At 69.0% G+C, this 26,781-nt stretch carries 25 protein-coding genes and 1 riboswitch; of the genes, 17 read left to right on the forward strand and 8 right to left on the reverse strand.

Annotated features, from left to right (window positions below):
* Positions 1–84: 84 nt before the first annotated feature.
* Complete coding sequence (locus tag BN159_RS15305) at positions 85–978, forward strand: 1-aminocyclopropane-1-carboxylate deaminase/D-cysteine desulfhydrase (protein ID WP_041821366.1); 894 nt, start codon at positions 85–87, stop codon at positions 976–978.
* A gap of 13 nt (positions 979–991) precedes the next feature.
* Here the strand turns inward: BN159_RS15305 and BN159_RS15310 are convergent, their stop codons facing one another.
* Positions 992–2,587 carry a Na+/H+ antiporter gene (locus BN159_RS15310; protein ID WP_041819337.1) on the reverse strand — a complete coding sequence of 532 codons (1,596 nt, stop codon included), beginning with the start codon at positions 2,585–2,587 and terminating at the stop codon, positions 992–994.
* 85 nt (positions 2,588–2,672) lie between these two features.
* On the opposite strand from BN159_RS15310, the gene BN159_RS15315 reads away from it, so the two are divergent.
* The 3 genes from BN159_RS15315 to BN159_RS15325 all read left to right on the forward strand — a co-directional run bounded on the left by BN159_RS15315 (position 2,673) and on the right by BN159_RS15325 (position 4,709).
* On the forward strand, positions 2,673–2,933 hold the full coding sequence (locus tag BN159_RS15315) for a UBP-type zinc finger domain-containing protein (protein ID WP_041819340.1): 261 nt from the start codon (positions 2,673–2,675) through the stop codon (positions 2,931–2,933).
* Between the two features lie 259 nt (positions 2,934–3,192).
* On the forward strand, positions 3,193–3,606 hold the full coding sequence (locus BN159_RS15320; protein WP_015657891.1) for an ATP-binding protein: 414 nt from the start codon (positions 3,193–3,195) through the stop codon (positions 3,604–3,606).
* Positions 3,603–4,709 carry an RNA polymerase sigma factor SigF gene (locus tag BN159_RS15325; RefSeq protein ID WP_086016433.1) on the forward strand — a complete coding sequence of 369 codons (1,107 nt, stop codon included), beginning with the start codon at positions 3,603–3,605 and terminating at the stop codon, positions 4,707–4,709. The genes BN159_RS15320 and BN159_RS15325 overlap by 4 nt, the downstream gene beginning before the upstream one ends.
* A 12-nt stretch (positions 4,710–4,721) precedes the next feature.
* Here BN159_RS15325 and BN159_RS15330 read toward each other — a convergent pair whose 3' ends face one another.
* Complete coding sequence (locus BN159_RS15330) at positions 4,722–5,156, reverse strand: hypothetical protein (RefSeq protein ID WP_041819342.1); 435 nt, start codon at positions 5,154–5,156, stop codon at positions 4,722–4,724.
* A gap of 146 nt (positions 5,157–5,302) precedes the next feature.
* On the opposite strand from BN159_RS15330, the gene BN159_RS15335 reads away from it, so the two are divergent.
* Together BN159_RS15335 and BN159_RS15340 are read left to right on the forward strand one after the other, a co-directional pair.
* A complete protein-coding gene (locus BN159_RS15335; RefSeq protein WP_015657894.1) occupies positions 5,303–6,271 on the forward strand; it encodes a diacylglycerol/lipid kinase family protein in 969 nt (322 codons plus the stop codon).
* A 320-nt stretch (positions 6,272–6,591) separates the two neighbouring features.
* Positions 6,592–6,849, forward strand: coding sequence for a WhiB family transcriptional regulator (locus BN159_RS15340; RefSeq protein WP_003992873.1), 258 nt, complete (start codon positions 6,592–6,594; stop codon positions 6,847–6,849).
* 162 nt (positions 6,850–7,011) lie between these two features.
* Here the strand turns inward: BN159_RS15340 and BN159_RS15345 are convergent, their stop codons facing one another.
* Together BN159_RS15345 and BN159_RS15350 are read right to left on the reverse strand one after the other, a co-directional pair.
* A complete protein-coding gene (locus tag BN159_RS15345; protein ID WP_015657895.1) occupies positions 7,012–8,478 on the reverse strand; it encodes a sensor histidine kinase in 1,467 nt (488 codons plus the stop codon).
* A gap of 312 nt (positions 8,479–8,790) precedes the next feature.
* On the reverse strand, positions 8,791–9,435 hold the full coding sequence (locus tag BN159_RS15350; RefSeq protein ID WP_015657896.1) for a TetR/AcrR family transcriptional regulator: 645 nt from the start codon (positions 9,433–9,435) through the stop codon (positions 8,791–8,793).
* An 83-nt stretch (positions 9,436–9,518) separates the two neighbouring features.
* Between BN159_RS15350 and BN159_RS15355 the strand changes: the two genes are divergently transcribed.
* Together BN159_RS15355 and nagB are read left to right on the forward strand one after the other, a co-directional pair.
* Entirely contained in the window at positions 9,519–10,271 is a 753-nt protein-coding gene (locus BN159_RS15355) for an SDR family oxidoreductase (protein ID WP_015657897.1), read from the forward strand.
* Between the two features lie 129 nt (positions 10,272–10,400).
* The gene (gene nagB, locus BN159_RS15360; RefSeq protein WP_015657898.1) at positions 10,401–11,186 is read left to right on the forward strand and encodes a glucosamine-6-phosphate deaminase; all 786 of its coding nucleotides are present in this window, start codon (positions 10,401–10,403) and stop codon (positions 11,184–11,186) included.
* A 60-nt stretch (positions 11,187–11,246) separates the two neighbouring features.
* Here the strand turns inward: nagB and BN159_RS15365 are convergent, their stop codons facing one another.
* The 4 genes from BN159_RS15365 to BN159_RS15380 form a co-directional block, all read right to left on the reverse strand.
* Positions 11,247–12,722 carry a glycoside hydrolase family 3 protein gene (locus tag BN159_RS15365; protein ID WP_015657899.1) on the reverse strand — a complete coding sequence of 492 codons (1,476 nt, stop codon included), beginning with the start codon at positions 12,720–12,722 and terminating at the stop codon, positions 11,247–11,249.
* A 9-nt stretch (positions 12,723–12,731) separates the two neighbouring features.
* A complete protein-coding gene (locus BN159_RS15370) occupies positions 12,732–13,562 on the reverse strand; it encodes a carbohydrate ABC transporter permease (protein ID WP_015657900.1) in 831 nt (276 codons plus the stop codon).
* Complete coding sequence (locus BN159_RS15375) at positions 13,559–14,551, reverse strand: carbohydrate ABC transporter permease (protein ID WP_015657901.1); 993 nt, start codon at positions 14,549–14,551, stop codon at positions 13,559–13,561. Before BN159_RS15375 ends, BN159_RS15370 begins: the two co-directional genes overlap by 4 nt.
* A gap of 76 nt (positions 14,552–14,627) precedes the next feature.
* Positions 14,628–15,911: an extracellular solute-binding protein gene (locus BN159_RS15380; protein WP_041819344.1), complete on the reverse strand. Its 1,284-nt coding sequence runs from the start codon at positions 15,909–15,911 to the stop codon at positions 14,628–14,630.
* Between the two features lie 308 nt (positions 15,912–16,219).
* Between BN159_RS15380 and BN159_RS15385 the strand changes: the two genes are divergently transcribed.
* The 9 genes from BN159_RS15385 (at position 16,220) to BN159_RS15425 (ending at position 26,779) form a co-directional block, all read left to right on the forward strand.
* Positions 16,220–16,984 carry a GntR family transcriptional regulator gene (locus BN159_RS15385; protein ID WP_015657903.1) on the forward strand — a complete coding sequence of 255 codons (765 nt, stop codon included), beginning with the start codon at positions 16,220–16,222 and terminating at the stop codon, positions 16,982–16,984.
* A 100-nt stretch (positions 16,985–17,084) separates the two neighbouring features.
* Entirely contained in the window at positions 17,085–19,220 is a 2,136-nt protein-coding gene (locus tag BN159_RS15390) for a carbon starvation CstA family protein (protein WP_015657904.1), read from the forward strand.
* Positions 19,195–19,392, forward strand: coding sequence for a CstA-like transporter-associated (seleno)protein (locus BN159_RS15395; RefSeq protein ID WP_015657905.1), 198 nt, complete (start codon positions 19,195–19,197; stop codon positions 19,390–19,392). The genes BN159_RS15390 and BN159_RS15395 overlap by 26 nt, the downstream gene beginning before the upstream one ends.
* 110 nt (positions 19,393–19,502) lie before the next feature.
* On the forward strand, positions 19,503–19,769 hold the full coding sequence (locus BN159_RS15400) for a DUF3311 domain-containing protein (RefSeq protein ID WP_078598806.1): 267 nt from the start codon (positions 19,503–19,505) through the stop codon (positions 19,767–19,769).
* Complete coding sequence (mctP, locus tag BN159_RS15405; protein ID WP_015657907.1) at positions 19,766–21,361, forward strand: monocarboxylate uptake permease MctP; 1,596 nt, start codon at positions 19,766–19,768, stop codon at positions 21,359–21,361. Before BN159_RS15400 ends, mctP begins: the two co-directional genes overlap by 4 nt.
* 68 nt (positions 21,362–21,429) lie before the next feature.
* Positions 21,430–21,936, forward strand: coding sequence for a GNAT family N-acetyltransferase (locus BN159_RS15410; RefSeq protein ID WP_015657908.1), 507 nt, complete (start codon positions 21,430–21,432; stop codon positions 21,934–21,936).
* Positions 21,937–21,988: 52 nt separating this feature from the next.
* Positions 21,989–22,117: riboswitch (cobalamin riboswitch) on the forward strand.
* A 122-nt stretch (positions 22,118–22,239) separates the two neighbouring features.
* Entirely contained in the window at positions 22,240–24,585 is a 2,346-nt protein-coding gene (locus BN159_RS15415; protein ID WP_015657909.1) for a ribonucleoside-diphosphate reductase subunit alpha, read from the forward strand.
* Positions 24,585–25,598, forward strand: a complete 1,014-nt coding sequence (locus BN159_RS15420) for a ribonucleotide-diphosphate reductase subunit beta (RefSeq protein ID WP_015657910.1) — start codon at positions 24,585–24,587, stop codon at positions 25,596–25,598. Before BN159_RS15415 ends, BN159_RS15420 begins: the two co-directional genes overlap by 1 nt.
* 215 nt (positions 25,599–25,813) lie before the next feature.
* Positions 25,814–26,779: a GlxA family transcriptional regulator gene (locus BN159_RS15425; protein WP_015657912.1), complete on the forward strand. Its 966-nt coding sequence runs from the start codon at positions 25,814–25,816 to the stop codon at positions 26,777–26,779.
* Positions 26,780–26,781: the final 2 nt, after the last annotated feature.

The following is a 26,781-nucleotide window of genomic DNA, read 5'->3' on the forward strand; positions in this document are numbered from 1 at the left end:
CACGAAAGAGCGGGAATGGATCACTGCCGGTTGGGCACGTGGCCCGTTCCGTCCCCCGCTGCCACGCCGGGCGACAATGGCACGGTGACCAGCCTCGACGTCCTTCATCCCCGGCTTCCCTCGCCGCTCGACGAGGTCGTCGACGACCGGTTCGCCCGCTTCGGCGTCCGTCTGCTGCTCAAGCGCGACGACCTGATCCACCCGGAGCTGATCGGCAACAAGTGGCGCAAACTCGCGCCGAACCTCACCGCGGCGGCCGGCCGGACCGTCCTCACCTTCGGCGGCGCGTACTCCAACCATCTGCGCGCCACGGCCGCCGCGGGCCGCCTCCTCGGCCTCCCCACGGTCGGCGTGGTCCGGGGCCAGGAACTGGCGGACCGCCCCCTCAACCCCTCCCTCGCCCGCTGCACGGCCGACGGCATGCGCCTGCACTTCGTCGACAGATCGACGTACCGACGAAAGACGGAGGCGGACGCCCTGGCGGCGATCCTGCGCGCGGCGGGCGCCGAGGAGGCGTATGTCGTCCCGGAGGGCGGCAGCAACGCCCTCGCCGTGCTCGGCTGCCAGGCCCTCGGCCAGGAGCTCCGGGGCCGCGCCGACCTCGTCGCCCTCGCCTGCGGCACCGGCGGCACCCTCGCCGGCCTGGCCGCGGGCCTCGCCCCCGACCAGCGGGCGCTCGGCGTCCCCGTCCTGATGGGCGGCTTCCTGACGGACGAAATACGGGCCCTCCAGCACACCGCGTTCGGCGGCCCCCGCGGCACCTGGACCCTCGACGACCGCTTCCACTTCGGCGGCTACGCCCGCACCACCCCCGAACTGGAAGCCTTCGCCACCGACTTCGAGCACCGCCACGCCGTACCGCTCGAGCGTCTGTATGTCGCCAAGCTGCTGTACGGCCTGCTCACCCTCGTCGAGGAGGGCGCGTTCCCGCGCGGGACGACGATCGTGGCGGTCGTCACCGGCCGCCCGTTCCCGTAGACGCGCGGCCCCGTCACTCCGCCTCCCGGAACGCCGCCGCCTCCTCCAGGTCCAGCCGGCGGAGCAGGGTGCGGAGCATTTCGTCGTCGATGTAGCGCAGGTCCCGGAGCTTGACGAAGACCTCGCGTTCGGCGCTGATCATCTCCCGGGAGAGTCGCCGGTAGGTGTCGTCGACCGTTTCGCCGGTGACCGGGTTGACCTGGCCGAGGCGTTCCCAGACGGCGTTGCGGCGGCGTTCGAGGACGGTGCGCAGCCGGTCGGCGAGCGGGTCCGGCAGGGCGTTGCGCTCGTCGGAGAGGAGTTCGTCCAGGCGCCGTTCGGCGGCCCGGGACGCCTGCGCCTGGGCGTTGGCCTCGGCGAGGGTCTCGGCCTGGACGTCGCGGCCGGGCAGTTTCAGCATCCGGATCAGCGGGGGCAGTGTGACGCCCTGGACGACCAGGGTTCCGATGACCGTGGTGAAGGTCAGGAACAGGATCAGATTGCGCTCGGGGAAGTCCTCGCCGCCGTGCACGGTGAGCGGGATGGAGAAGGCGATGGCCAGGGAGACCACGCCGCGCATGCCCGCCCAGGCGATGATGAACGGCGCCTTCCAGGTGGGGTTCTCCTCCCGCTTCCGGATCCGCGCCGACAGCATGCGCGGCAGGAACGTCGCCGGGTAGACCCAGACGAACCGGGAGACCACGACCACCAGGAAGATCGCGATCGCGTACCAGGCGGCGCGCCCGCCCTCGTACTCGCCGAGGTCCTTGAGGACCACCGGCAGCTGGAGTCCGATGAGCGCGAACACCGCCGATTCGAGGACGAAGGCAACCATCTTCCATACGGCCTCCTCCTGGAGGCGGGTCGCGAAATCGACCTCCCACGCGCGGTGCCCCAGATAGAGCGCGACGACCACCACGGCGAGCACTCCGGAGGCGTGCACCTGCTCGGCGACCGCGTAGGCGACGAACGGGATCAGCAGCGACAGGGTGTTCTGGAGCAGCGCCTCCTTCACATGGGTGCGCAGCCAGTGGATCGGCACCATCAGGACGAGACCGATGCCGATGCCGCCGATCGCCGCGACCAGGAACTCGCCGATCCCGCCGGCCCAGGTGGCGCCCTCGCCGACCGCGGCAGCGAGCGCCACCCGGTAGGCAGTGATCGCGGTCGCGTCGTTCACCAGGGACTCGCCCTGGAGAATCGTGGTGATCCGCGAGGGCAGCCCCACCCGGCGGGCGACCGCCGTGGCCGCGACCGCGTCGGGCGGCGCCACCACCGCGCCCAGCACCAGGGCCGCGGTCAGCGGCAGTTCCGGCACGATCATGTAGGCGGCCCAGCCCACCACGAACGTCGCGAAAAGCACGTACCCGACCGACAGCAGCGCCACGGGCCGCAGTTGCGCCCGCAGATCGAGATAGGAACTGTCGGTGGCGGCCGTGTGCAGCAGCGGCGGCAGGATGAGCGGCAGCACGATGTGCGGGTCGAGGGTGTACTCGGGCACCCCCGGCAGATACGACACCACCAGGCCCACAGTGACCAGCAGCAGCGGCGCCGGGACCGGGGTCCGCCGGGCGGCCGCGGCCACCACGGCGCTGCCCGCCACCAACAACAGCAGGGGCATCACGTCCATGGACCTCGCCCGCTCTCACTCATCCCGTTCGCCCACCCTGGTTTTTCCGCGCGGCCTTCCGCGCGCCCGTCGTAACCTGGCAATCATGAAACAGTGCACGCACGCCGATGCGCTGCCGCACCCGGAACCCGGTCCGCTCAGCGAGACCTGTCCGGAGTGCCTGGCGGACGGCACCCATCCGGTACAACTGCGGCTGTGCCTCACCTGTGGTCACATCGGCTGCTGCGACTCCTCGCCCGGACGGCATGCCGCCGGGCACCACAAGGATTCCGGTCATCCGGTGATGCGGACCTTCGAACCCGGCGAGAGCTGGCGGTGGTGCTTCGTGGACCACGTTCTGGTGTGACCGGTACGACTCCGGATCCGGACGGTTCGACCGTCTGACGCCTGGGTACGTCAACCCGGCGCGCGCTCTTCCCATTTGGGGCCGCCGAACCCCTAGCCACGGAGCGTATCCGTAGGTTTACTATGAGTGACAGCAGGGGGTTGGGGTCCCGGGGACAGAAAAGTTCGGAGCGCGATAGCGTCACCGCTGAACCACACATCGCGTTACCCCGGGGGGCGACCCTCGGCCCCGAAAAGCTTGTACCACCTTGGAGGTGAGGGTGTCCCAGATCGCAGGCGAGCCCGCGACCCAGGACTTCGTGGAAGTCCGGCTGCCGGCTGCGGGTGCCTACCTGTCGGTGCTGCGTACGGCGACTGCCGGCCTCGCGGCCCGTTTGGACTTCACCCTCGACGAGATCGAGGACCTGCGCATCGCAGTGGACGAGGCCTGCGCGATCCTGCTTCAGCAGGCCGTGCCCGGCTCGGTGCTCAGTTGTGTCTTCCGGCTCGTCGACGACTCGCTGGAGGTCACCGTCTCGGCGCCGACCACCGACGGTCACGCACCGTCACGAGACACCTTCGCCTGGACCGTGCTGTCCGCTCTCGCGGGCAAGGTCTCCTCCGCCGTGGACGACGACAAAACCGTTTCGATCAGCCTCTACAAACAGCGCGGCGCGGGACCCGGGCCGGCGTGAGGGACGGGGACGGGCCGGTGCGGGACGAAGAGCGCGGCACACGGGAGCTGCCGGCCGAGAACGCTGGCGACGCAGTCGCTCCGGGCGGTTCCCGACACTTGGCGGACGGCGTTGACGGCATTCCCGAGCAGGCCAGGCCGCACCCCGAGGACAACGCGGCCACCGCGCGGGCGGGTGTGCCGGACAGCGCCGTGCAGGACTCGCCTCACCAGAGGCAAATCGGGGGCACCCCCGGCCGGGCTGAGACTAGAGCTCGACAGAGGGCGACGGGCGGGACGATGAGCGAGCACCAGCGAGACGACGATCAGGCCGTGCCGGCCACGCAGCACGAGGCACCGGACCGGGAGCCGCAGGACCGCAGCGGGGCGCGCGCCATGTTCGTCGAGCTGCGCGAGCTGAAGGACGGCAGCCCGGAGTACGCGGAGCTGCGCAACCAGCTGGTCCGGATGCATCTGCCGCTCGTCGAGCACCTCGCCCGCCGCTTCCGCAACCGCGGCGAGCCGCTGGACGACCTCACCCAGGTCGCCACCATCGGCCTGATCAAGTCGGTCGACCGCTTCGACCCGGATCGCGGGGTGGAGTTCTCCACGTACGCGACCCCGACGGTCGTCGGTGAGATCAAGCGGCACTTCCGCGACAAGGGCTGGGCGGTGCGCGTCCCGCGCCGGCTCCAGGAGCTGCGCCTCGCACTGACCACGGCCACGGCGGAGCTGTCCCAGCAGCACGGCCGCTCCCCCACGGTCCATGAGCTCGCCGAGAAGCTGGCCATCTCGGAGGAGGAGGTGCTGGAGGGCCTGGAGTCCGCCAACGCCTACTCCACGCTCTCCCTGGACGTCCCCGACACCGACGACGAGTCGCCGGCCGTGGCGGACACCCTGGGCGCCGAGGACGAGGCGCTGGAGGGCGTCGAGTACCGCGAGTCCCTCAAGCCGCTGCTGGAGGATCTGCCGCCGCGCGAGAAGCGCATCCTGCTGTTGCGGTTCTTCGGCAACATGACCCAGTCGCAGATCGCCCAGGAGGTCGGCATCTCGCAGATGCATGTGTCGCGCCTGCTGGCGCGCACCCTGGCCCAGCTGCGGGAGAAGCTGCTGGTCGAGGAGTAGGTCCGCCAGGACCTACTGCGACGCGTTGCCGGGCCCCCGGATCCCGAGGGCCCTGGTGGTCTCCCCGTTCAGCAGCAGCACCAGCGCGGCGACGGCGACCACCGCGAGGGCGATCCCGGCCGGGATGGCCATGCTGTCGGCCTGGAGCAGGTTGTAGGCGACGGGCAGCGCCATGATCTGGGTGATGACGGCCGGACCGCGCGACCAGCTGCGCCGGGCGAGCAGCCCGCGGGCGGCCAGCAGGGGCAGCAGCGCCAGCACCACCAGCGTCACTCCGCCGGTGACGGCCTGCTGACGGTCGTCCGGGTCGCCGGTGAGCCCCAGGACGAGGATCCAGACCCCGCCGACCACCAGGGCGAGCCCCTCCAGCGCGGCGAGCGCCGCCGCGTACGTCAGCCGCCGCGGGCGGGGTCCGGCTTCCGGGGCGGGGTTCGCTTCAGCACTCACCCCTGAAGGGTAGCCGTCGCCTGGTCCGCCCCCGTGGGTGCCCGGGGCGTGCGACAGGCGCCCGTGGCAAGGTTCACGCACCGATTCTCATATTGGATCTCTGTTCGGTGTGGGATCGGTACCCCCCAGTAGGTACCCTGCCATCCATGCGTGCACTTCTCGTGGTCAATCCGGCGGCAACCACCACAAGCGCACGTACGCGCGATGTCCTGATCCACGCACTCGCCAGTGAGATGAAGCTGGAGGCGGTCACCACCGAGTACCGCGGCCATGCGCGCGACCTCGGCCGGCAGGCGGCGGAGAGCCAGAACATCGATCTGGTGGTGGCCCTCGGCGGCGACGGCACGGTCAACGAGGTGGTCAACGGCCTCCTGCACGCCGGCCCTGACCCCGAGCGCCTGCCGCGGCTCGCGGTGGTCCCCGGTGGGTCCACCAATGTCTTCGCCCGCGCCCTGGGTCTGCCCAATGAGCCGGTGGAGGCGACCGGCGTCCTGCTGGACGCGCTGAGCGAGAGCAGGGAGCGGACGGTCGGCATGGGCATCGCCGCGGGGACGCCGGGCACCGAGGACGAAGGGGTGCCCGAACGGTGGTTCACGTTCTGCGCGGGGCTCGGCTTCGACGCGGGTGTGGTCGGCCGGGTCGAGCAGCAGCGCGAGCGGGGCCGGAAGTCCACCCACGCCCTCTATATGCGCCAGGCCCTGCGTCAGTTCCTCCAGGAGCCGCACCGGCGGCACGGCACGATCACCCTGGAGCGGCCGGGCGCCGAACCGGTGACCGATTTGGTGCTCTCCATAGTCTGCAACACCGCTCCGTGGACCTATCTGGGCAATCGCCCGGTGTACGCGGCGCCTAAGGCTTCGTTCGATACGGGGCTCGACGTACTGGGTCTCAGCCGGATGTCCACGGTCGCGGTTGCCCGGTATGCGACCCAGTTGCTCACTTCGTCCCCCGAGCGGGGACCGCAGGGCAAGCATGCCGCCTCATTGCACGACCTGGACCAGTTCACCTTGCATTCGAAGGTCCCGTTGCCCCTCCAGATGGACGGCGACCACCTGGGACTGCGAACCAGCGTGACGTTCACAGGCGTACGCCGTGCACTGCGTGTGATTGTGTGAGCAGAAGGGGCCAAAGTCCTTTCACTCGAACGTTTAGGCCAGGGTCCACCCCATGGAAGTACGGCTGTGACCTAGTCGACACCGAGGAATCAAAAAAAACTTTCCGGAAGGGGTTGTATCCGCCGCTGAGGTTTGCGAGTCTCTACGTGGCGGTCGGGACAGCCCGCAACACCAGCGTCCACAGGCCACCGGAACCCCTCTTCAAAACCCAGGACCACGCCAGGGAAACCTGACGGTCGGCCCTTCACTTGTTGAGGGATTCGTGAAAGCGTTCACATTCACAAGCAACTTGCACGTAATACCAAGGAGAGGTAGCAGCCATGGACTGGCGTCACAACGCCGTTTGCCGCGAGGAAGACCCCGAGCTCTTCTTCCCCATCGGCAACACCGGTCCTGCGCTGCTGCAGATCGAGGAAGCCAAGGCCGTCTGCCGTCGCTGCCCGGTTATCGAGCAGTGTCTTCAGTGGGCGCTCGAGTCCGGTCAGGACTCCGGCGTCTGGGGTGGTCTCAGCGAGGACGAGCGTCGCGCGATGAAGCGCCGTGCCGCCCGCAACCGGGCCCGTCAGGCCTCCGCCTGACGTACCCACCCCTGCTGACAGCCTGAGCTTGGCGGCGCGTACAGCGAGTACGCATCTCCCGCCCCCGAGCCGCAGCGCGCAGTACCCCCGAGCGCATAGCACGCACGAGCACGAGCCTCGGACCGATCACCGGTCCGAGGCTTTCTGCTGTGCACGGGACCGCTATTTGTGCGCCCGCACCGGGATGTCCAGGATGACCTGCGTACCGCGCTCGGGCGCGGGCACCATGTCGAACGTACCGCCCAACTCCCCCTCCACCAGGGTCCGTACGATCTGGAGGCCGAGGTTGCCCGCGGTGTGCGGATCGAATCCTTCCGGCAGTCCTACGCCGTCGTCCTGGACGGTGACCAGGAGACGGGCCTCCTTGGTGGTGCCGCCGCGGACCGCGGAGACCTCGACGGTTCCGGTCTCGCCCTGACGGAAGCCGTGTTCCAGGGCGTTCTGGAGAACCTCGGTCAGCACCATCGACAGCGGGGTGGCGACCTCCGCGTCCAGGATGCCGAAGCGGCCGGTGCGCCGGCCGGTGACCTTGCCGGGCGAGATCTCGGCGACCATCGCCAGCACCCGGTCGGCGATCTCGTCGAACTCCACCCGCTCGTCCAGGTTCTGGGACAGCGTCTCGTGCACGATCGCGATCGAGCCGACCCGGCGCACCGCCTCTTCGAGGGCCTCCCGGCCGCGGTCGGACTCGATGCGCCGGGCCTGGAGGCGCAGCAGCGCGGCGACCGTCTGGAGGTTGTTCTTCACCCGGTGGTGGATCTCCCGGATGGTGGCGTCCTTGGTGATCAACTCGCGTTCGCGGCGGCGCAGTTCGGTGACGTCGCGGAGCAGGACGAGCGAACCGATGCGGGTGCCCTTGGGCTTGAGCGGGATCGCCCGGAACTGGATCACCCCGTCCTCGGACTCGATCTCGAACTCACGGGGCGCCCAGCCGCTGGCCACCTTGGCGAGCGCCTCGTCCACCGGGCCATGGGTCGGGGCGAGTTCGGCGGTGGCGTTGCCCAGGTGGTGGCCGACCAGGTCGGCGGCGAGGCCGAGGCGGTGGTAGGCGGAGAGGGCGTTCGGGGAGGCGTACTGGACGATGCCGTCCGCGTCGAGCCGGATCAGTCCGTCCCCGACCCGGGGCGAGGCGTCCATGTCGACCTGCTGGTTCGCGAACGGGAAGGACCCGGCCGCGATCATCTGCGCGAGGTCCGAGGCGCTTTGCAGATACGTCAGTTCAAGACGGCTCGGGGTGCGCACGGTCAGCAGGTTGGTGTTGCGCGCGATGACACCGAGGACGCGTCCGTCCCGTCGTACCGGGATCGACTCGACCCGGACCGGGACCTCCTCGCGCCACTCGGGGTCGCCCTCGCGGACGATGCGGCCCTCGTCGAGGGCGGCGTCCAGCATGGGGCGGCGGCCGCGCGGGACGAGATGGCCGACCATGTCGTCCTGGTAGGAGGTGGGGCCGGTGTTGGGCCGCATCTGGGCCACCGACACATACCGGGTGCCGTCGCGGGTGGGGACCCACAGGACGAGGTCGGCGAAGGAGAGGTCGGAGAGCAGCTGCCACTCCGAGACCAGCAGATGGAGCCACTCGAGGTCGGACTCGTCGAGGGCTGTGTGCTGGTGGACCAGTTCGTTCATGGAGGGCACAGGTGCGAGCGTACCTGGGGGTATGTGGACGTCCTAAAACACCCGCGGGCCGCGGCGCCTGGGAGGGACCCTCAACCCTCCCGGCACCGCAGCCCGGAGCAACATCGGCCGTGGGGTGTGCGGTCCCGGTCGGCCGAAGGATGAGGAAACGGGGCAGTCAGGGCAGAGAGCCTCGGTTCCTCGGTCCGTCCTCCTGTGCGGGGAAGACGGAAGTTTCGCGTCCGCGTATCACATGGACTCTTGAACACCATTGTGGACTAGACCACTCGGCGTGTCCATGCGTTGAAGGATGTTCGTTGCAGCCTAACCCTTGTGGGTTGATGTGCGGGGCCAGATGGACAGGGCAATTTCCGCGAGCGCCTCCAACTCCGCACGGCTCGCGCCGTCGCGCGCCTGTAGGGACATCCCTTGAATGATTGCGCCGGTGTGCCGGGCGAGCGCGCCTGCGTCGGTGTCGGCGGGGAGTTCACCTGCGGCGATGTCCGCCCGCACCCGGCTCTCGACGGCGGCGATGGTGGCGTTGCGCCTGTCCCGCAGGGACTCCCCCACCTCCGAGCCGGTGCAATCGGCGGCCGCGTGGACGAAGAGGCAGCCCTGCGGCCGGCCTGGGGTGGTGTAGCGCACGGCGGCCTCGCGCAGGATGCGTCGTACGGCGGAGTGGGCGGTGGGCTCCTCCGCCAGGGCGCGCTCGCCGAAGGCCGCATAGCGCTTGCCGTACTCCACCAGGACCTCGTCGAACAGGGCCCGCTTGTCACCGAAGGCCGCGTACAGGCTCGGGGCGCCGATGCCCATGGTCCGGGTGAGGTCGGAGACGGAGGTCGCCTCGTAGCCGTGCTCCCAGAAGGCCATGATCGCCTTCTCCAGCGCGGTCTCCCGGTCGAAGGAGCGCGGGCGGCCGCGGCGGGCCGGGGTGGAACGGGGGCCTTCGGTGCTCACCATGGAGTGCATTTTATAGCGGGCACTAGAGAAATGGGTCCACCCTGCGCTACGGTCTTTCTGTAGCGACCGATAGAGAATTCAGGGGGTCCGACATGGGCGTGCTCACGGGCAGGACGGCGCTGGTCACGGGGGCGAGCAGGGGGATCGGGCGGGCGGTGGCCGAGCGGCTGGCGCGCGACGGCGCACGGGTTGCCGTGCACTACGGCAGCAGCGAGGCAGCGGCAAAGGAGACGGTCGCCGGGATCGAGGCGGCGGGCGGCAGCGCCTTCGCCATCCGGGCGGAGCTGGGGGTGCCGGGGGACGCGCAGGCCCTCTGGGAGGCCTTCGACCGGCATGCGGACGGCGTGGACATCCTGGTGAACAACGCGGGGGCGGCGACCTTCGCGACCATCGGCGACACGGACGAGGAGCTCTACGACCGGGCCCACGCGCTCAATGCCAGGGCGCCGTTCTTCATCATCCGGCAGGGACTCGGCCGACTGCGCGACGACGGGCGGATCATCAATGTCACGGCGGCCACGGACGCGGGCATACCGGGTATCGCCGCCACCCATATGGCCAAGGGTGCGGTGACGGCGCTGACCCGGTCGCTGGCGGTCGAGCTGGCCGCGCGCGGCATCACCGCCAACTCGGTCGCGCCCGGATTCATCGACACCGACCTCACGAGCGCGGTGCTGGCCGACCCTGGGATGCGAGCGCACGCCGAGTCGGTGTCGGTGTTCCGGCGGGTGGGTACGGCCGCCGAGGTCGCCGATGTGGTGGCATTCCTGGCCTCACCCGACTCCCGCTGGGTGACCGGGCAGCACATGGACGCGACGGGAGGTTCCCTGCTGAGCCTGCAATAGCCGCCTAGCCTGCCCTTGCGGAGGCCCGCGTTCGCCTGGGAGCGAGGGCCCTCCTCTGTTAGATTGGTCTAAACCACATAGCCCTCTCGGGTACCGGTTGAGTCCCCTCTTCAGATCGGCAGGCCCAGCGTGGAAGTTGTCATCGTTCCGGACGCCAAGTCGGGTGGCGAGCTCATCGCCGAGGCCATGGCGCAGCTCCTGCGGCGCAAGCCTGAGGCCCTGCTCGGGGTGGCCACCGGCTCGACGCCGCTGCCCATCTACCAGGCGCTGACGGCCAAGGTGCGCTCCGGTGCCGTGGACACCTCGCGGGCGCGGATCGCCCAGCTCGACGAGTACGTGGGGCTGCCGGCCGAGCATCCGGAGTCGTACCGCTCGGTGCTGCGGCGTGAGGTGCTGGAGCCGCTCGGGATCGGGATGGACGCGTTCATGGGCCCGGACGGTACGGCCGAGGACGTCCAGGCGGCGTGCGAGGCGTACGACGCGGCGCTGGCCGGGGCCGGGGGCGTGGACCTTCAGTTGCTGGGGATCGGGACCGACGGGCACATCGGGTTCAACGAGCCGTGTTCCTCGCTGGCCTCGCGGACCCGGATCAAGACGCTCACGGAGCAGACGCGGGTGGACAACGCGCGCTTCTTCGACGGGGACATCTCGCAGGTGCCGCACCATGTGATCACTCAGGGGATCGGCACGATCCTGGAGGCTCGGCATCTGGTGCTGCTCGCCACGGGGTTGGGCAAGGCTGATGCCGTTGCGGCGACCGTTGAGGGGCCTGTTGCTGCGGTGTGTCCTGCATCGGCGTTGCAGTTGCATCCGCATGCGACCGTTGTTGTCGATGAGGGTGCGGCTTCCAAGCTGAAGCTGGCGGACTATTTCCGGCACACCTATGTCAATAAGCCGGAGTGGCAGGGGATTTGAGGCACGTGAAAAGGCGCCGGTTCCCTTTCCTGGGAACCGGCGCCTTTCTCGTCGTAGCCGCTACTGGCCCGCTATGACCTCCGCCGCCGCTCGTCCGCAGACTCGGGCCGCGCCGTGGGTCGCTATGTACAGAGCACCTCGTGGGGTGGACTGGGGAACGCCCATCTCCACCACGATGGTGTCGGGGCGGGCTCGCAGCAGGGTGTCCAGGGTTTTGGACATCCACTCGTGGCGGTGCTCGTCGCGGACCACCGCCACGATGCGGCGGTCGCCCGCCGCCTGAAGGGTCGTCTCGGCCGCGGACTCGTCCGTGCCGTCGGCCGTCTCGGTGCCGGGGAGCAGTTCGGCCAGTTCGGCGCCGACGCCCCAGGGGGTCTCGTCGCCGACCGCGATGTTGGCCACCGGGCTCAGGGCGATGACGTAGGGGGGCTCGGTCAGCGGTGTGTGGGCCTCGGTCGGCGTCACGCGCAGGGCTCGGCGGGCCGCGACCATGCCGACGTCCGACGGTTCCGTGTTCCGCGCGGAGGCCGCGCTCGCCGTCCAGCGGGCCAGGGCGCGGACCCGTTCCGCGGCCTCCGCCAGGCGTTCCTCGGGGAGTTCACCGGTGCGTACGGCAGTGACCAGGGCGTCGCACAGGCGCCGTACGGTGTTCTCGTCGTTGAGGCCGCCGCCCACGCAGATCGCGTCCGCGCCGGCCGCGAGGGCGAGGACGCTGCCGCGCTCGATGCCGTAGGCGGAGGCGATGGCCTGCATCTCCATGCCGTCGGTGACGATCAGGCCGTCGTAGCCGAGTTCGCCGCGCAGCAGGTCGGAGAGGATCGGGCGGGAGAGGGTGGCCGGGAGGCCGGCGTCCAGGGCCGGGACCAGGATGTGGGCGGTCATGATCGCCCGCGAGCCGGCCGCGATGGCCGCACGGAACGGGATCAGTTCGCGCTCCGAGAGGACGTCGAGGTCCAGGTCGATCCGCGGCATCGCCTCGTGCGAGTCGATCGCGGTGTCGCCGTGGCCCGGGAAGTGCTTGGTGCAGGCGGCCACGCCCGCCGCCTGGAGACCGGTGACATAGGCGGCCGTGTGCCGGGCGACCAGGTCGGTGTCGGCGCCGAAGGAGCGGACCCCGATGACCGGGTTGGCGGCGTTGGAATTGACGTCCGCGGACGGGGCCCAGTCGAAGTTGACCCCGCAGGCGGCGAGTCGGCGGCCCAGCTCATGGGCGACCGCGCGGGTGAGGTCGACGTCGTCGACGGCACCGAGGGCGTGGTTGCCCGGGAAGGAGGAGCCGGTGCGCACTTCCAGGCGGGTGACGTCGCCGCCCTCCTCGTCGATGGCGACGAGGACGTCCTCGCGCTCGGCCCGCAACTGGGCGGTGAGCGCGGCGACCTGTTCCGGCGTGGCGATGTTGCGGCCGAACAGGCCGACGGAGGCAAGGCCCTCGCCGAGGCGACGCAGCAGCCAGTCGGGGGCGGTGGTGCCGGGGAAGCCCGGCTGGAGGACGGTCAGCGCGTCCCGCGTAAGGGTGTCGCTGGCGAATGTCGTCATCGGGTTGCGTTATCCCTTCACGGCGCCGTCGGTCAGTCCGCTGACGGCGCGGCGCTGGAGGAAGACGAAGAGGATGAGGATCGGGACGGCGAAGAGGGAGGAGGCCGCCATGGTCGCCCCCCAGTCGTCGCCGAAGACGGTGCGGAAGCTGGTCAGCCACAGCGGGAGGGTCTGCGCGTGGGCCTCCTTGTTCACCACGAGGACGAGGGCGAACTCGTTCCAGGCGGTGATGAAGCCGAACAGCGAGGTGGCCATCAGTCCGGGCGCCAGCAGCGGCAGGATGACGCGGCGGAAGGCCTGGCCGCGGGTGCAGCCGTCGACCATGGCCGCCTCCTCCAGTTCGGCCGGCACCGCGGCGACGAAACCGCGCAGGGTGAGGATGGTGAAGGGCAGGATCATCATCGTGTAGAAGGCCGTCAGCGGGACGAGGCTGTTGAGCATCTCGGCGTCCCGGACGATCATGTAGATCGCGATGATCATGACTTCCCAGGGCGCCATCTGCGCCAGCATGAAGCCGATGATGAAGCCGCGCCGCCCCTTGAACCGCATCCGGGCCAGCGCGAAGGCCCCGGCGAGGGCGATGACCAGGGAGAAGACGACCGCGAGGATCGTCACGGTCAGCGAGTTGGTGACCAGGGTCCAGAAGTTGTCGACGCCGGTCGCGGTCTTGAAGTGCTCGAAGGTGATGTCGGTCGGGAACCAGACCGGGTCCTCGGAGATGATGTCGCCGGTCGGCTTGAACGCCGTGGCGAACATCCAGTACACGGGGAAGACGAAGCCGATGAACAGGACGATGGCCGTGGCGTTGGGCCAGATACGGCCGAAGAGCGAGCGCTTCACAGCCCGGCCTCCTCTTCCTTCTCTTGCTTGAGCACGATCCGCAGGTAGTAGGCGGTGAGGCCGAGCAGGATCAGGATGGTCAGCAGGGCGATGGCCGCGCCCATGCCGTAGTGCTGGTTGCCGACGCCCTCGATGTAGGCGTAGACCGGCAGGATCTCGGTGAGGCGGTCGGGGCCGCCCTGGTTGAACGTGTAGACCTGCACGAACGCCTTGAAGATCCAGATGACTTCGAGGAACGTGGTCGCGTAGAGGAAGGGCCGCAGGAACGGGAAGGTCACCGTGGCGAAGCTCTTCCAGGCACCGGCGCCGTCCAGGGAGGCGGCCTCGTACAGCTCGGCCGGGATGGTCGTGGTGGCCGCGTAGAGGTTGATCGCGACGAACGGGACCGACATCCAGACGATCAGCATGGTGACCACGAAGAACGTGGACATCTGGTCGCTGGTCCAGCTGTAGTCGGCCATGGAGTGCCAGCCGAGCTTGTCCAGCACCCAGTTGACCACGCCGAAGCGCTGGGCGAAGAGCCACTGGTAGACGGTGGTGGCGGCGACCACGGGCATGGCCCAGGCCAGCACCAGGCCGATCATCAGCGTGAACCGCATGCGCCGGCCGAGCCGGGCGAGCAGCAGGCCGACGAGCGAGCCGAAGATCATGGTCAGGACGACATTGGCCGCCGTGAACAGGACCGAGCGCACGGTGACACGCCAGAAGTCCTCGCTGCCGAGGACCTCGGTGTAGTTGTCGACGCCGTTCCACTCGGTGACGTGCTGGATCAGCTGCGCCATGTTGAGGTTCTGGAACGACAGCAGCGCGTCCTTCAGCAGCGGCCAGCCGAGCAGCAGCACGGTCGCCGAGAGGGCGGGCAGCAGCAGAAGGTACGGGGCGAGCGCGCCGATGCGGGACGCGGCTCTCGGGGTGGAGCCGCCGGATCCCGAGGGGTCCTTGCGGACGTCCGCCGGGCCTGAGGGCGGCCGTTCTGTCTGCACGGTCATGCTCGCGTTCTCTTCCTCCTCGACCTACCGATACGCGGGGGCGGGAGCCGTCTCGACGGCTCCCGCCCGGGTGCGCCTACTGCTGCTGCGACAGACGCTTGTTGAACTCTTCCTCGACCTGGGCGGCGGCCTCGGCCGGGGACTTGCCGTTCAGAACGGCGGTCATGTAGGTCTTGATCGGGTTGGGCGCGTTCTCGACGGCGGCCCACTCGGCGATCAGCGGCGTGGTGCCACCGCCCGCGGCGGCCGGCGCGGCGGCCTCGGCGACGGCGTTGCCCGCGAGGTTGCTCTGGAGAGCTTCCTTGTTCGGGATGACGCCGTTCTCCTTGGCGAGCTGGCCCTCGAACTCGTCCGAGAGGGCGATCCGCAGGAACTCCTTGGCGAGGTCCTGCTTCTTGCTGCCCGCGGCGACGGCGAGGTTGGAGCCGCCGAGGAAGACACCCTCGGGCTTGTCGGCCGTGGCACCCGGGATGGTGAAGTAGCCGATCTCCTTCTCGATCTTCGGGTTGGCCTCGATCGCGATACCGGCTTCCCAGCCCATGCCGATGAAAGCGCCGACCTTGCCCTTGCCGAAGACCTCACCCTGCTGCGGGGTGGCCTCGTCCTTGTCCTTCGGGGCCTTGGAGAGCTTCTGGAACTTCTGGTACGTCTCCATGGCGGCGGCGACCTTCGGGTCGTCCAGGTTGGAGACGTACTTGTCGCCGTCCTTCTTCACCAGCTCGGCACCCTCACCGATGGTGAGGCCGACGAAGTGGTACCAGTTCTGGCCGGGCAGGTAGATCGGCTCGGCGTCGGTCTTCTCGCCGATCGTCTTCAGGTCCTCGTAGAACTCGTCCCGCGTCTTGGGGGTGTCCTTGATCCCCGCGTCGGCCCAGATGCCCTTGTTGTAGAGGACGACACGGTTGGCGAAGTACCACGGCGCCGCGTACTGCTTGCCGTCGAAGACGGAGGACTCGTTCAGGGACTCGACCCAGTCGCCGCCGATCTCGGTCTTCAGGTCGGCCAGGTCGGCCAGGCCGCCGGTCTTGGCGTAGGCCGGGGTCTGGGTGTTGCCGATCTCGAAGACGTCCGGCGGGTTCTCCTCCGACAGGGCGGTCGTCAGCTTCTGCTGAATGCCGTTCCACTGCTGGACCTCGAACTTGACCTTCGCCTTCGTCTTCTTCTCGAAGGCGGCGGCGACGTCCTTCTGCCACTGGTCGGGGGAGGAACCGTCCATCACCCAGACAGTGAGGGTCTGGCCCGCGTAGCCGTCCGCGCCAGGCTTGCCGCCCCCGTCGCCGTCGCCGTCGTCACTCCCACACGCCGCGATGGAGACCATCATTGCCGCGACACCGATCGCGGATATCAGCTTGCGCTTCACGCCACCCTCCTCAGGGATGCCCATGAACCCCCCGCCCATGGGCCGGGACCTGGACCAATGGTGTAGACCAGTAGGTGGAGCTTGGACCAGACCAAAAATCCTGTCAAGGGTGCCGGAAAGGGCTCTGACCAGCCGTTATGCGACCTACATATGAAGGAACCTTTAAGTAAGAAGGCAGCGAAAAGAACGGCGGCGGAGTACTCTCGTCCGCTAGACCACTTGGCTCTATGGACTAGACCAAAAGTGGTGGTGAGGGTATATAGAAGGGATCACGATGTGAGCCGCAGCCGGAGCCTGGAAGGCAGAGCATGAGCACCGACGTCAGCAGTGCGGAGAACGAGGGTGGGGCCGCCGTCCGTACCGCGCGTGTGCCGAAGTACTACCGCTTGAAGAAGCATCTGCTCGACATGACGGAGACACAGGCACCGGGCACCCCCGTCCCGCCCGAGCGGACCCTCGCCGCGGAGTTCGACACCTCCCGCACGACGGTGCGCCAGGCCCTCCAGGAACTGGTCGTCGAGGGGCGGCTGGAACGGATCCAGGGCAAGGGCACCTTCGTCGCGAAGCCGAAGGTCTCCCAGGCGCTCCAGCTCACCTCGTACACCGAGGACATGCGCGCCCAGGGTCTGGAGCCGACGTCCCAACTGCTGGACATCGGCTACATCACCGCCGACGACCGCCTCGCCGACCTGCTCGACATCACCGCCAGCGGCCGCGTCCTGCGCATCGAGCGCCTGCGCATGGCCAACGGCGAGCCGATGGCCATCGAGACGACCCACCTCAGCGCCAAGCGCTTCCCGGCCCTGCGCCGCTCGCTGGTCAAGTACACCTCGCTCTACACCGCACTCGCCGAGGTCTACGACGTCCACCTCGCCGAGGCCGAGGAGACCATCGAGACCTCCCTCGCCACCCCGCGCGAGGCGGGCCTGCTCGGCACGGACGTGGGCCTGCCGATGCTGATGCTGTCCCGGCACTCCCTGGACCGCGACGGCCAGCCGGTGGAATGGGTGCGCTCGGTCTACCGCGGCGACCGGTACAAGTTCGTAGCCAGGCTCAAGCGTCCGCAAGAGTAGGTCTGTTGAAGGTTCGAACTACTTAGTGCACGTGGTGTAGCGCCCCTGCTGTTCCTGTTCTACGGTCCTCCCCTCATCGCATGGACGGGAGGACGACCCGGTGCGCACTGCGAACACTCGAACCATCGTCATCTGGACCCTCGTCGCGCTGATCGGCGGCACCGGCTGGGCGGTGCTCGCGCTGGCCCGCGGCGAGGAGGTCTCCGCCGCCTGGATGGTCGCCGCGGCCCTCGGCTCGTACGCCATCGCCTACCGCTTCTACGCCAAGTTCATCGCGTACAAGGTCCTCAAGGTCGACCGCACCCGGGCCACCCCGGCGGAACGGCTCGACAACGGCATCGACTTCCATCCGACGGACCGGCGCGTCCTGCTCGGTCATCACTTCGCGGCCATCGCCGGGGCCGGACCGCTGGTCGGCCCGGTGCTGGCCGCGCAGATGGGATATCTGCCCGGCACCATCTGGATCATCGCGGGCGTCATCTTCGCGGGCGCCGTCCAGGACATGGTGGTGCTGTTCTTCTCCACCCGCCGCGACGGGCGTTCGCTCGGTCAGATGGCCCGCGAGGAGATCGGCCCGTTCGGTGGCGCGGCGGCGATCCTGGCCACCTTCGCCATCATGATCATCTTGCTCGGGGTGCTGGCCCTCGTCGTCGTCAACGCCCTGGCCGAGTCGCCCTGGGGCACCTTCTCCATCGCGATGACCATCCCGATCGCCCTGCTGATGGGCTTCTATCTGCGCGTCCTGCGCCCCGGCCGGGTCAGCGAGGTCTCCCTGATCGGCGTAGGGCTGCTGCTGCTCGCGCTGATCGCGGGCCGCTGGGTGGCCGAGTCCTCCTGGGCCGACGCGTTCACCCTAGCGCCCTCCACGCTGGTCGTCTGGCTGGTGGCGTACGGGTTCATCGCCTCGATCCTGCCGGTGTGGATGCTGCTCGCGCCCCGCGACTACCTCTCCACCTTCATGAAGATCGGCACGATCTTCCTGCTCGCCCTCGGTGTCGTCCTCGCGCTGCCGACGCTGAAGATGGACGCGGTGACGGACTTCGCCTCGCGCGACAACGGCCCGGTGTTCGCGGGCTCGCTCTTCCCGTTCGTCTTCATCACCATCGCCTGCGGCGCGCTGTCCGGCTTCCACTCGCTGATCTCCTCCGGCACCACCCCGAAGATGATCCAGAAGGAGACCCAGGTCCGGATGATCGGCTACGGCTCCATGCTGATGGAGTCGTCGGTCGCCGTGATGGCGCTGGTCGCGGCGAGCATCATCGACCCGGGCCTGTACTTCGCGATGAACGCGCCCGCCGGGGTCATCGGCGACAGCGTGCAGAACGCCTCGCAGGTGGTGGGGAGTTGGGGCTACCAGATCTCCCCCGAGGACCTCGCCCAGGCGGCGAAGAACGTGGAGGAGGCGTCCCTGCTCTCGCGCACCGGCGGTGCGCCCACCCTCGCCGTCGGCATCTCGGACATCTTCTCCCAGATCACCGGGGACAGTCTGCGGGCCTTCTGGTACCACTTCGCGATCATGTTCGAGGCGCTGTTCATCCTGACCGCGCTGGACGCCGGTACCCGCGTGGGCCGGTTCATGCTCCAGGACATGCTCGGCAACGTCTACCGCCCGTTCAAGCAGATCAGCTGGAAGCCGGGCCTGGTCATCTGCAGCGCGATCGTGTGCGGGCTGTGGGGCTACTTCCTGTGGGTCGGCGTCCATGAGCCGCTCGGCGGGATCAACCAGCTCTTCCCGATCTTCGGTATCTCCAACCAGCTGCTGGCCGCCGTCGCCCTCGCGGTCTGCACCACCCTGCTGGTGAAGTCCGGGCGCCTCAAGTGGGCCTGGATCACCGGGATTCCGCTCGCCTGGGACGCCACGGTCACGCTGACCGCCAGCTACCAGAAGGTCTTCTCCAGCGACCCCAGGGTCGGCTTCTTCAAGCAGCGCCAGGTGTTCCAGGACGCGATCGACGACGGGAAGATCCTGCCGCCCGCGAAGACCATGGACGACATGCACACCGTGGTCACCAACTCCACGGTGGACGGCGTCCTCACGGCGGCCCTCGCCCTCCTGATCATCGTGGTCATCGTGGACGCGGCCCGCGTCTGCGTCCGGCACATCCGCCGCCCCGCCCTGTCCACGCTGAGCGAGGCGCCCTACGTCGAGTCGAAACTCGTCGCCCCGGCGGGACTGTTCCCGACCCGCGAGGAGAAGGAGGAGCAGCGCGATGCGGTCACTCCGGCGGGCACTTAGGGCGATGCGCTGGTACGTCCGTGAACTCACCGACGAATCGGCCTACGACCGCTACACCGCCCACCTCCGCAAGGACCACCCGACGGCACCCGTGCCGACGCGGCGCGACTTCGAGCGGATGCGGACGGACCGCCAGGAGTCGGACCCCCGCCAGGGGTTCCGCTGCTGTTGAGGCGATCTTCCCGGACCGATATGCGGACGAGGGGTTCCGCTTCTGCGACACCGTGACCTAGATTGCCTGCGCGTTACACCAGGTGATCAGTGAGGGGACGGTGCCGTCTGATGTCGCAAGGCCCAGAAGTGAGCAGAGAGCCGGTGGTGACGCCTGTGCGCGTCGTCATCGCTCTCTGTCTGTTCGCGCCCTTCGTGGCGATGTTGTGGGTGGGTTCGTACGCGAAGGCCGACCCGGCCTTCATCGGCATCCCGTTCTTCTACTGGTACCAGATGGCGTGGGTGCTGATCTCGACCGTGCTGACGATGGTCGCGTACCAGCTGTGGCAGCGTGACCAGCGCGCCCGCGCCGCCGCGAAGGGCGGTGCGGCCGAATGAACGACGGCGTGAACGGCGTGGCACTCGCCGTCTTCATCTTCTTCTTCCTGGCCGTCACGGTCATGGGCTTCCTGGCCGCGCGCTGGCGCAGGGCCGAGAACGAGCACAGCCTCGACGAGTGGGGCCTGGGCGGACGGTCGTTCGGCACCTGGATCACCTGGTTCCTGCTCGGCGGCGACCTGTATACGGCCTACACGTTCGTGGCGGTCCCGGCGGCGATCTACGCGGCCGGCGCGGCGGGCTTCTTCGCGGTGCCGTACACGATCCTCGTCTACCCGCTGATCTTCACCTTCCTGCCCCGCCTGTGGTCGGTGTCCCACAAGCACGGGTACGTGACGACCTCGGACTTCGTGCGCGGCCGGTTCGGCTCCAAGAGCCTTTCGCTGGCCGTGGCGGTGACCGGCATCCTCGCGACCATGCCGTACATCGCGCTCCAACTCGTCGGCATCCAGGCGGTGCTGGACGTGATGGGCGTCGGTGGCGGGGAGAGCACGAACTGGTTCATCAAGGACCTGCCGCTGCTGATCGCGTTCGGTGTGCTGGCGGCGTACACGTACTCCTCCGGCCTGCGGGCCCCCGCACTGATCGCGTTCGTCAAGGACACGCTGATCTACCTGGTGATCGCGGTGGCGATCATCTACATCCCGATCAAGCTGGGCGGGTTCGACGAGATCTTCGCCGCGGCGAACGACAAGTTCACCACCACCGGGGCGGGCGGCCTGGTCCCCGCCGAGGCCGGCCAATGGACGTACGCCACGCTGGCGTTGGGCTCGGCGCTGGCGCTGTTCATGTACCCGCACTCCATCACGGCGACACTGTCGTCGAAGAGCCGTGACGTGATCCGCCGCAACACCACGATCCTGCCGCTGTACTCGCTGATGCTCGGTCTGCTCGCGCTGCTCGGCTTCATGGCGATCGCGGCCGGAGTGAAGGTCGAGAACGGGCAGTTGGCGATCCCGCAGCTGTTCGAGAACATGTTCCCGGACTGGTTCGCGGGCGTGGCGTTCGCGGCGATCGGCATCGGCGCGCTGGTGCCGGCGGCGATCATGTCGATCGCGGCGGCGAACCTCTTCACCCGCAACATCTACAAGGACTTCATCAAGCCGGACGCGACTCCGGCGCAGGAGACGAAGATCTCCAAGCTGGTGTCCCTGCTGGTGAAGGTGGGCGCGCTGGTCTTCGTCCTGACCATGGACAAGACGGTCGCCATCAACTTCCAGCTCCTGGGCGGCATCTGGATCCTCCAGACCTTCCCGGCCCTGGTCGGCGGCCTCTTCACCCGCTGGTTCCACCGCTGGGCCCTGCTGGCCGGCTGGGCGGTCGGCATGATCTACGGCACGGTGGCGGCGTACGGCGTGGCCTCGCCGACGCAGAAGCACTTCGGCGGCTCGTCCAAGGAGATCCCCGGCATCGGGGAGATCGGCTACATCGGTCTGACGGCCTTCGTGCTGAACCTCGCGGTGACGGTGGTCCTGACCTTCGTCCTGCGCGCCGCGAAGGCCCCGGACGGCGTCGACGAGACAAGCCCCGAGGACTACACCGCGGACGCGGGCGACCCGGGCGTACAGAAGGAACTGACTCCCACTCACTGAGGGGAGTGCTCAGCGGGCCGCCGAATAGCAGATGCTACGGCGGCCCGCTGTCGTACACACTCACGTCCATGGACTTCCTGATCCGCGAGGTACTTCCCACCGAATACGCCGAACTGGGCGAGATCACGGCCCATGCCTACCTCCAGGACGGCCTCCTGACCTTCGGCGAGGCCGACTGGTACCTCGGCGAACTGAAGAACGTGGCGAAGAGAGCCGCCGCCGCGGACGTTCTGGTCGCCGTGGAGCAGGACCGGCTCCTCGGCGGTGTCACCTTCGTCCCCTCCCCCGGCCCGATGGCCGACCTCGCGCGCTCCGGAGAGGCGGAGATCCGGATGCTCGCCGTCGCCCACGCGGCCCGCGGCAGGGGCGTCGGAGAGGCCCTCGTACGAGCCTGCGTCGACCGCGCGAGGGCCGCAGGCGATCGCACCGGCATCGTCCTGTCCACTCAGCCCCTGATGCGCACCGCCCACCGCATCTACGAACGCCTGGGCTTCACCCGCGTCCCCGAGCGCGACTGGAACCCCATCCCGGAGCACCCCGAGTTCACTCTCCTCACCTACGAGTTGACGCTCTGAAGCCATCGCGACACAACATCTGGGGGTGTCACCGCAGCCCGGCACAAGATGTATGCTCATGCTCGCTGTCGTCGCAGGGGAATCCGGTGTGAATCCGGAACTGTCCCGCAACGGTGTACTTATGCGTGTTCCGGCATGTATGAGCGTCAGTCCGAGGACCTGCCGACAGTGTGCCCGGCCGTCCGGTCCGGGTGCCTGACGTCCGGGCCTCGTGGAGTGGGCCGGTGGACGCGACGCCGTGTGCGCCGTGACCTGCCTCCTGCCCTCCGCAAGGCCCCGTGCCGAGCGAGGGAGAGCCCCCACGTGACCATCGCGCCAGCCGACCCGGCTTCAGCCGCCCCGGTGGAGACCGACGGTCCCGGTACCGCGCTGCTGCGGACCCTGACCGAGCTGACCGCCGACCTCCCCGACGCCGACCCCGGCCGGGTCGCCGCCGCCGCGCTGCGCGGCCGGTCCTCGCGGGCCGACGAGGCCGAACTGCGCGAGCTGGCCACCGAGGCCGCTGCCGGGCTCATCTCCGAGGACCCCGCCTACAGCAGGCTGGCCGCCCGGCTGCTGACGATCTCCATCGCCGCCGAGGCCGCCTCGCAGGGTGTCGTCTCCTTCACCGAGTCCGTCGCGGTCGGGCACCGGGAGGGGCTCATCGCCGACCGGACCGCCGAGTTCGTGCGGATCCACGCCGAGCGCCTCGACGCGCTCGTCGACTCCGGTGCCGACGACCGGTTCGGGTACTTCGGGCTGCGCACCCTGCACAGCCGGTACCTGCTTCGGCACCCCATCACCCGCAAGGTCGTCGAGACGCCCCAGCACTTCATGCTCCGCGTCGCCGCCGGTCTCGCCGAGGACGACACCACTCGCGCACTGAACGAAGTCGCCGCGCTCTACGGGCTCATGAGCCGCCTCGACTACCTCCCCTCCTCGCCCACGCTCTTCAACTCCGGCACCCGGCACCCCCAGATGTCGTCCTGCTACCTCCTCGACTCCCCGATGGACGAGCTGGACTCCATCTACGACCGCTACCACCAGGTCGCCCGGCTCTCCAAGCACGCCGGCGGCATCGGTCTTTCCTACTCCCGGATCCGCTCCCGGGGTTCACTGATCCGCGGCACCAACGGGCACTCCAACGGCATCGTCCCGTTCCTGAAGACGCTCGACGCCTCCGTCGCCGCCGTGAACCAGGGCGGGCGCCGCAAGGGCGCGGCAGCGGTCTACCTGGAGACCTGGCACTCCGACATCGAGGAGTTCCTGGAGCTGCGGGACAACACCGGTGAGGACGCCCGCCGGACGCACAACCTGAACCTCGCGCACTGGATCCCGGACGAGTTCATGCGCCGCGTGAACGAGGACGCCCAGTGGTCCCTGTTCTCCCCCGCCGACGTGCCCGAGCTGGTCGACCTGTGGGGCGAGGAGTTCGACGCCGCGTATCGCAGGGCCGAGGACGCGGGGCTCGCGCGCAAGACCATCGCCGCCCGTGATCTGTACGGCCGGATGATGCGCACCCTGGCGCAGACCGGCAACGGCTGGATGACCTTCAAGGACGCCGCCAACCGCACCGCCAACCAGACGGCCCTGCCGGGCCATGTCGTCCACTCCTCCAACCTCTGCACGGAGATCCTGGAGGTCACCGACGACGGGGAGACGGCGGTCTGCAACCTGGGGTCGGTGAACCTGGGTGCCTTCGTGGCCAACGGCGACATCGACTGGGAGCGGCTCGACGCCACCGTCCGTACCGCCGTCACCTTCCTGGACCGGGTCGTCGACATCAACTTCTACCCGACCGAGCAGGCGGGCCGCTCGAACGCCAAGTGGCGGCCCGTGGGCCTGGGCGCGATGGGTCTCCAGGACGTCTTCTTCCAGCTGCGGCTGCCGTTCGACTCCCCCGAGGCCAAGGCGCTCTCCACCCGGATCGCCGAGCGCATCATGCTCGCCGCCTACGAGGCCTCCGCCGACCTCGCCGAGCGCAACGGCCCGCTCCCGGCCTGGGAGAAGACCCGTACCGCCCAGGGCGTCCTGCACCCCGACCACTACGACGCCGAACTCACCTGGCCCGAGCGGTGGGCGGCGCTGCGCAGCCGTATCGCCGGGACCGGGATGCGCAACTCGCTGCTGCTGGCGATCGCGCCGACCGCGACCATCGCCTCGATCGCGGGCGTCTACGAGTGCATCGAGCCGCAGGTGTCCAACCTGTTCAAGCGCGAGACGCTGTCCGGTGAGTTCCTCCAGGTCAACTCCTACCTGGTGAACGACCTCAAGGAGCTGGGCGTCTGGGACGCCCGCACCCGTGAGGCGCTGCGCGAGGCGAACGGCTCGGTGCAGGACTTCGTCTGGATCCCGGAGGACGTACGGCGGCTCTACCGCACGGCGTGGGAGATCCCGCAGCGCGGCCTGATCGACATGGCCGCCGCCCGGACGCCGTTCCTGGACCAGTCCCAGTCGCTGAACCTGTTCCTGGAGACGCCGACCATCGGCAAGCTCTCCTCGATGTACGCCTACGCCTGGAAGTCCGGGCTGAAGACGACGTACTACCTGCGTTCGCGCCCGGCGACCCGCATCGCCCGCGCCGCACAGGCGACGCTCCCCGTCCAGCAGTCCGCGGACGCCGTCGCCTGCTCCCTGGAAAACCCCGAGTCCTGCGAGGCCTGCCAGTAATGTCCAGCGACCACAAGAACCTGCTCGACCCGGGCTTCGAGCTGACTCTGCGCCCCATGCGCTACCCCGACTTCTACGAGCGCTACCGGGACGCCATCAAGAACACCTGGACCGTGGAGGAGGTCGACCTCCACTCGGACGTCGCCGATCTCGCCAAGCTGACGCCCGCCGAGCAGCACCTCATCGGCCGACTGGTCGCCTTCTTCGCGACCGGCGACTCGATCGTCGCGAACAACCTGGTGCTGACGCTGTACAAGCACATCAACTCCCCCGAGGCGCGGCTGTACCTGTCCCGCCAGCTCTTCGAGGAGGCCGTGCACGTCCAGTTCTATCTGACGCTGCTGGACACCTATCTGCCCGACCCGGAGGACAGGGCGGCGGCCTTCGACGCCGTCGAGAACATCCCGTCCATCCGCGAGAAGGCCGGGTTCTGCTTCAAGTGGATCAACGAGGTCGAGAAGCTGGACCGCCTGGAGTCCCAGGCGGACCGCCGCCGCTTCCTGCTCAACCTGATCTGCTTCGCCGCGTGCATCGAGGGCCTGTTCTTCTACGGCGCCTTCGCGTACGTCTACTGGTTCCGCAGCCGGGGTCTGCTGCACGGCCTCGCGACCGGCACCAACTGGGTGTTCCGCGACGAGACGATGCACATGAGCTTCGCCTTCGACGTCGTGGACACGGTCCGCAAGGAGGAGCCGGAGCTCTTCGACGACCGACTCCAGCAGCAGGTCACCGACATGCTGCGGGAGGCCGTCGAGGCCGAGCTCCAGTTCGCGCGCGACCTGTGCGGTGACGGCCTGCCGGGCATGAACACCGACTCGATGCGGCAGTACCTGGAGTGCGTCGCCGACCAGCGGCTGAGCCGGCTCGGCTTCGCCCCGGTGTACGGCTCGGAGAACCCCTTCTCCTTCATGGAGCTGCAAGGGGTTCAGGAGCTCACCAACTTCTTCGAGCGGCGCCCTTCGGCGTACCAGGTCGCGGTGGAGGGCACGGTCGACCTCGACGAGGACTTCTGAGTCGGGCGGGCCGCCCGCAGTTGGCGGTCGATCCGGCGCTCGTGGGCGAGGCCCATGAGCGCCGGGGCCGCGAGGAGGAGGAAGAGAACGGTCACGGTCAGGGTTCCGAGGAGTGCGTCCATGCAGTAATGGTCGTACGGCGAGAACACTCCTGACAGTGGCAGGACTGCCGTACAGCATCGAATTACTGCCATAACCGTGGCACACTGGGCTCCATGCTGAAGAACGTGGCTCTCGCCCTGCTCGACGGTGCGCACCCCTTCGAACTCGGGGTCGTCTGCGAGGTCTTCGGGCTGGATCGCAGTGACGAGGGACTTCCGGTGTACGACTTCGCGGTCGTCTCGGCGGAGGGCCCGTCCCTCGCCACCCACGTCCCCGGGTTCACGGTGTCCACGCCGTACGGCCTGGACCGGCTCGACGAGGCCGATCTGATCGCGGTGCCGGCGGGCAGCGACTACATCGGCCGGGACTATCCGCCCGCGCTGCTGGACGCCCTGGTGCGGGCCGTCGACCGCGGGGCCCGGGTGCTCAGCGTCTGTTCCGGCGTCTTCGTGCTCGGCGCCGCGGGACTGCTCGACGGGCGGCGCTGCGCGGTGCACTGGAAGCAGGCCGAGGAGCTGGCCAGGCGCTTCCCGCGCGCGGTCGTCGAGCCGGATGTGCTGTACGTGGACGAGGACCCGGTGATCACCTCGGCGGGCACCGCCGCCGGGATCGACGCCTGTCTGCACCTGGTGCGCAAGGAGCAGGGCACGGACGTCGCCAACGCCATCGCCCGGCGCATGGTCGTGCCCCCGCACCGGGACGGGGGTCAGGCGCAGTACATCGACCGCCCGCTGCCCCGCTCCCAGTGCGACACGGTCGGCGACGTGCTGACCTGGATGGAGCGCCATCTCGACGAGGAGGTCACCGTCGAGCAGCTCGCCGAGCTCGCGCACATGTCCCCGCGCACCTTCGCCCGCCGCTTCCAGCAGGAGACCGGCACCACGCCGTACCGCTGGATCCTGCGCCAACGGGTACTGCTGGCCCAGCAGTTGCTGGAGACGACGGACGACACGGTGGACGCGGTCGCGGGCCGAACCGGGTTCGGTACCGCAGCCGCCCTGCGCCACCAGTTCGTACGTGCGCTGGGGATCACCCCGAACGCCTACCGGCGTGCCTTCCGGGGCCCGGAGGCGGCCTGAGC

The sequence above is a fragment of the Streptomyces davaonensis JCM 4913 genome, assembly GCF_000349325.1.
GTDB classification, from domain to species: domain Bacteria; phylum Actinomycetota; class Actinomycetes; order Streptomycetales; family Streptomycetaceae; genus Streptomyces; species Streptomyces davaonensis.

Coding starts and splice junctions, on each gene's coding strand:
- BN159_RS15345 (WP_015657895.1), bottom strand. CDS start 8,478: ATGAACGAACTGGTCCACCAGCACACAGCCCTCGACGAGTCCGACCTC.
- BN159_RS15400 (WP_078598806.1), top strand. CDS start 19,503: ATGTCGCAAGGCCCAGAAGTGAGCAGAGAGCCGGTGGTGACGCCTGTG.
- mctP (WP_015657907.1), top strand. CDS start 19,766: ATGAACGACGGCGTGAACGGCGTGGCACTCGCCGTCTTCATCTTCTTC.
- BN159_RS15350 (WP_015657896.1), bottom strand. CDS start 9,435: ATGCACTCCATGGTGAGCACCGAAGGCCCCCGTTCCACCCCGGCCCGC.
- BN159_RS15310 (WP_041819337.1), bottom strand. CDS start 2,587: ATGGACGTGATGCCCCTGCTGTTGTTGGTGGCGGGCAGCGCCGTGGTG.
- BN159_RS15365 (WP_015657899.1), bottom strand. CDS start 12,722: ATGACGACATTCGCCAGCGACACCCTTACGCGGGACGCGCTGACCGTC.
- BN159_RS15385 (WP_015657903.1), top strand. CDS start 16,220: ATGAGCACCGACGTCAGCAGTGCGGAGAACGAGGGTGGGGCCGCCGTC.
- BN159_RS15340 (WP_003992873.1), top strand. CDS start 6,592: ATGGACTGGCGTCACAACGCCGTTTGCCGCGAGGAAGACCCCGAGCTC.
- BN159_RS15425 (WP_015657912.1), top strand. CDS start 25,814: ATGCTGAAGAACGTGGCTCTCGCCCTGCTCGACGGTGCGCACCCCTTC.
- BN159_RS15315 (WP_041819340.1), top strand. CDS start 2,673: ATGAAACAGTGCACGCACGCCGATGCGCTGCCGCACCCGGAACCCGGT.
- BN159_RS15355 (WP_015657897.1), top strand. CDS start 9,519: ATGGGCGTGCTCACGGGCAGGACGGCGCTGGTCACGGGGGCGAGCAGG.
- BN159_RS15395 (WP_015657905.1), top strand. CDS start 19,195: ATGCGGTCACTCCGGCGGGCACTTAGGGCGATGCGCTGGTACGTCCGT.
- BN159_RS15375 (WP_015657901.1), bottom strand. CDS start 14,551: ATGACCGTGCAGACAGAACGGCCGCCCTCAGGCCCGGCGGACGTCCGC.
- BN159_RS15420 (WP_015657910.1), top strand. CDS start 24,585: ATGTCCAGCGACCACAAGAACCTGCTCGACCCGGGCTTCGAGCTGACT.
- BN159_RS15335 (WP_015657894.1), top strand. CDS start 5,303: ATGCGTGCACTTCTCGTGGTCAATCCGGCGGCAACCACCACAAGCGCA.
- BN159_RS15410 (WP_015657908.1), top strand. CDS start 21,430: ATGGACTTCCTGATCCGCGAGGTACTTCCCACCGAATACGCCGAACTG.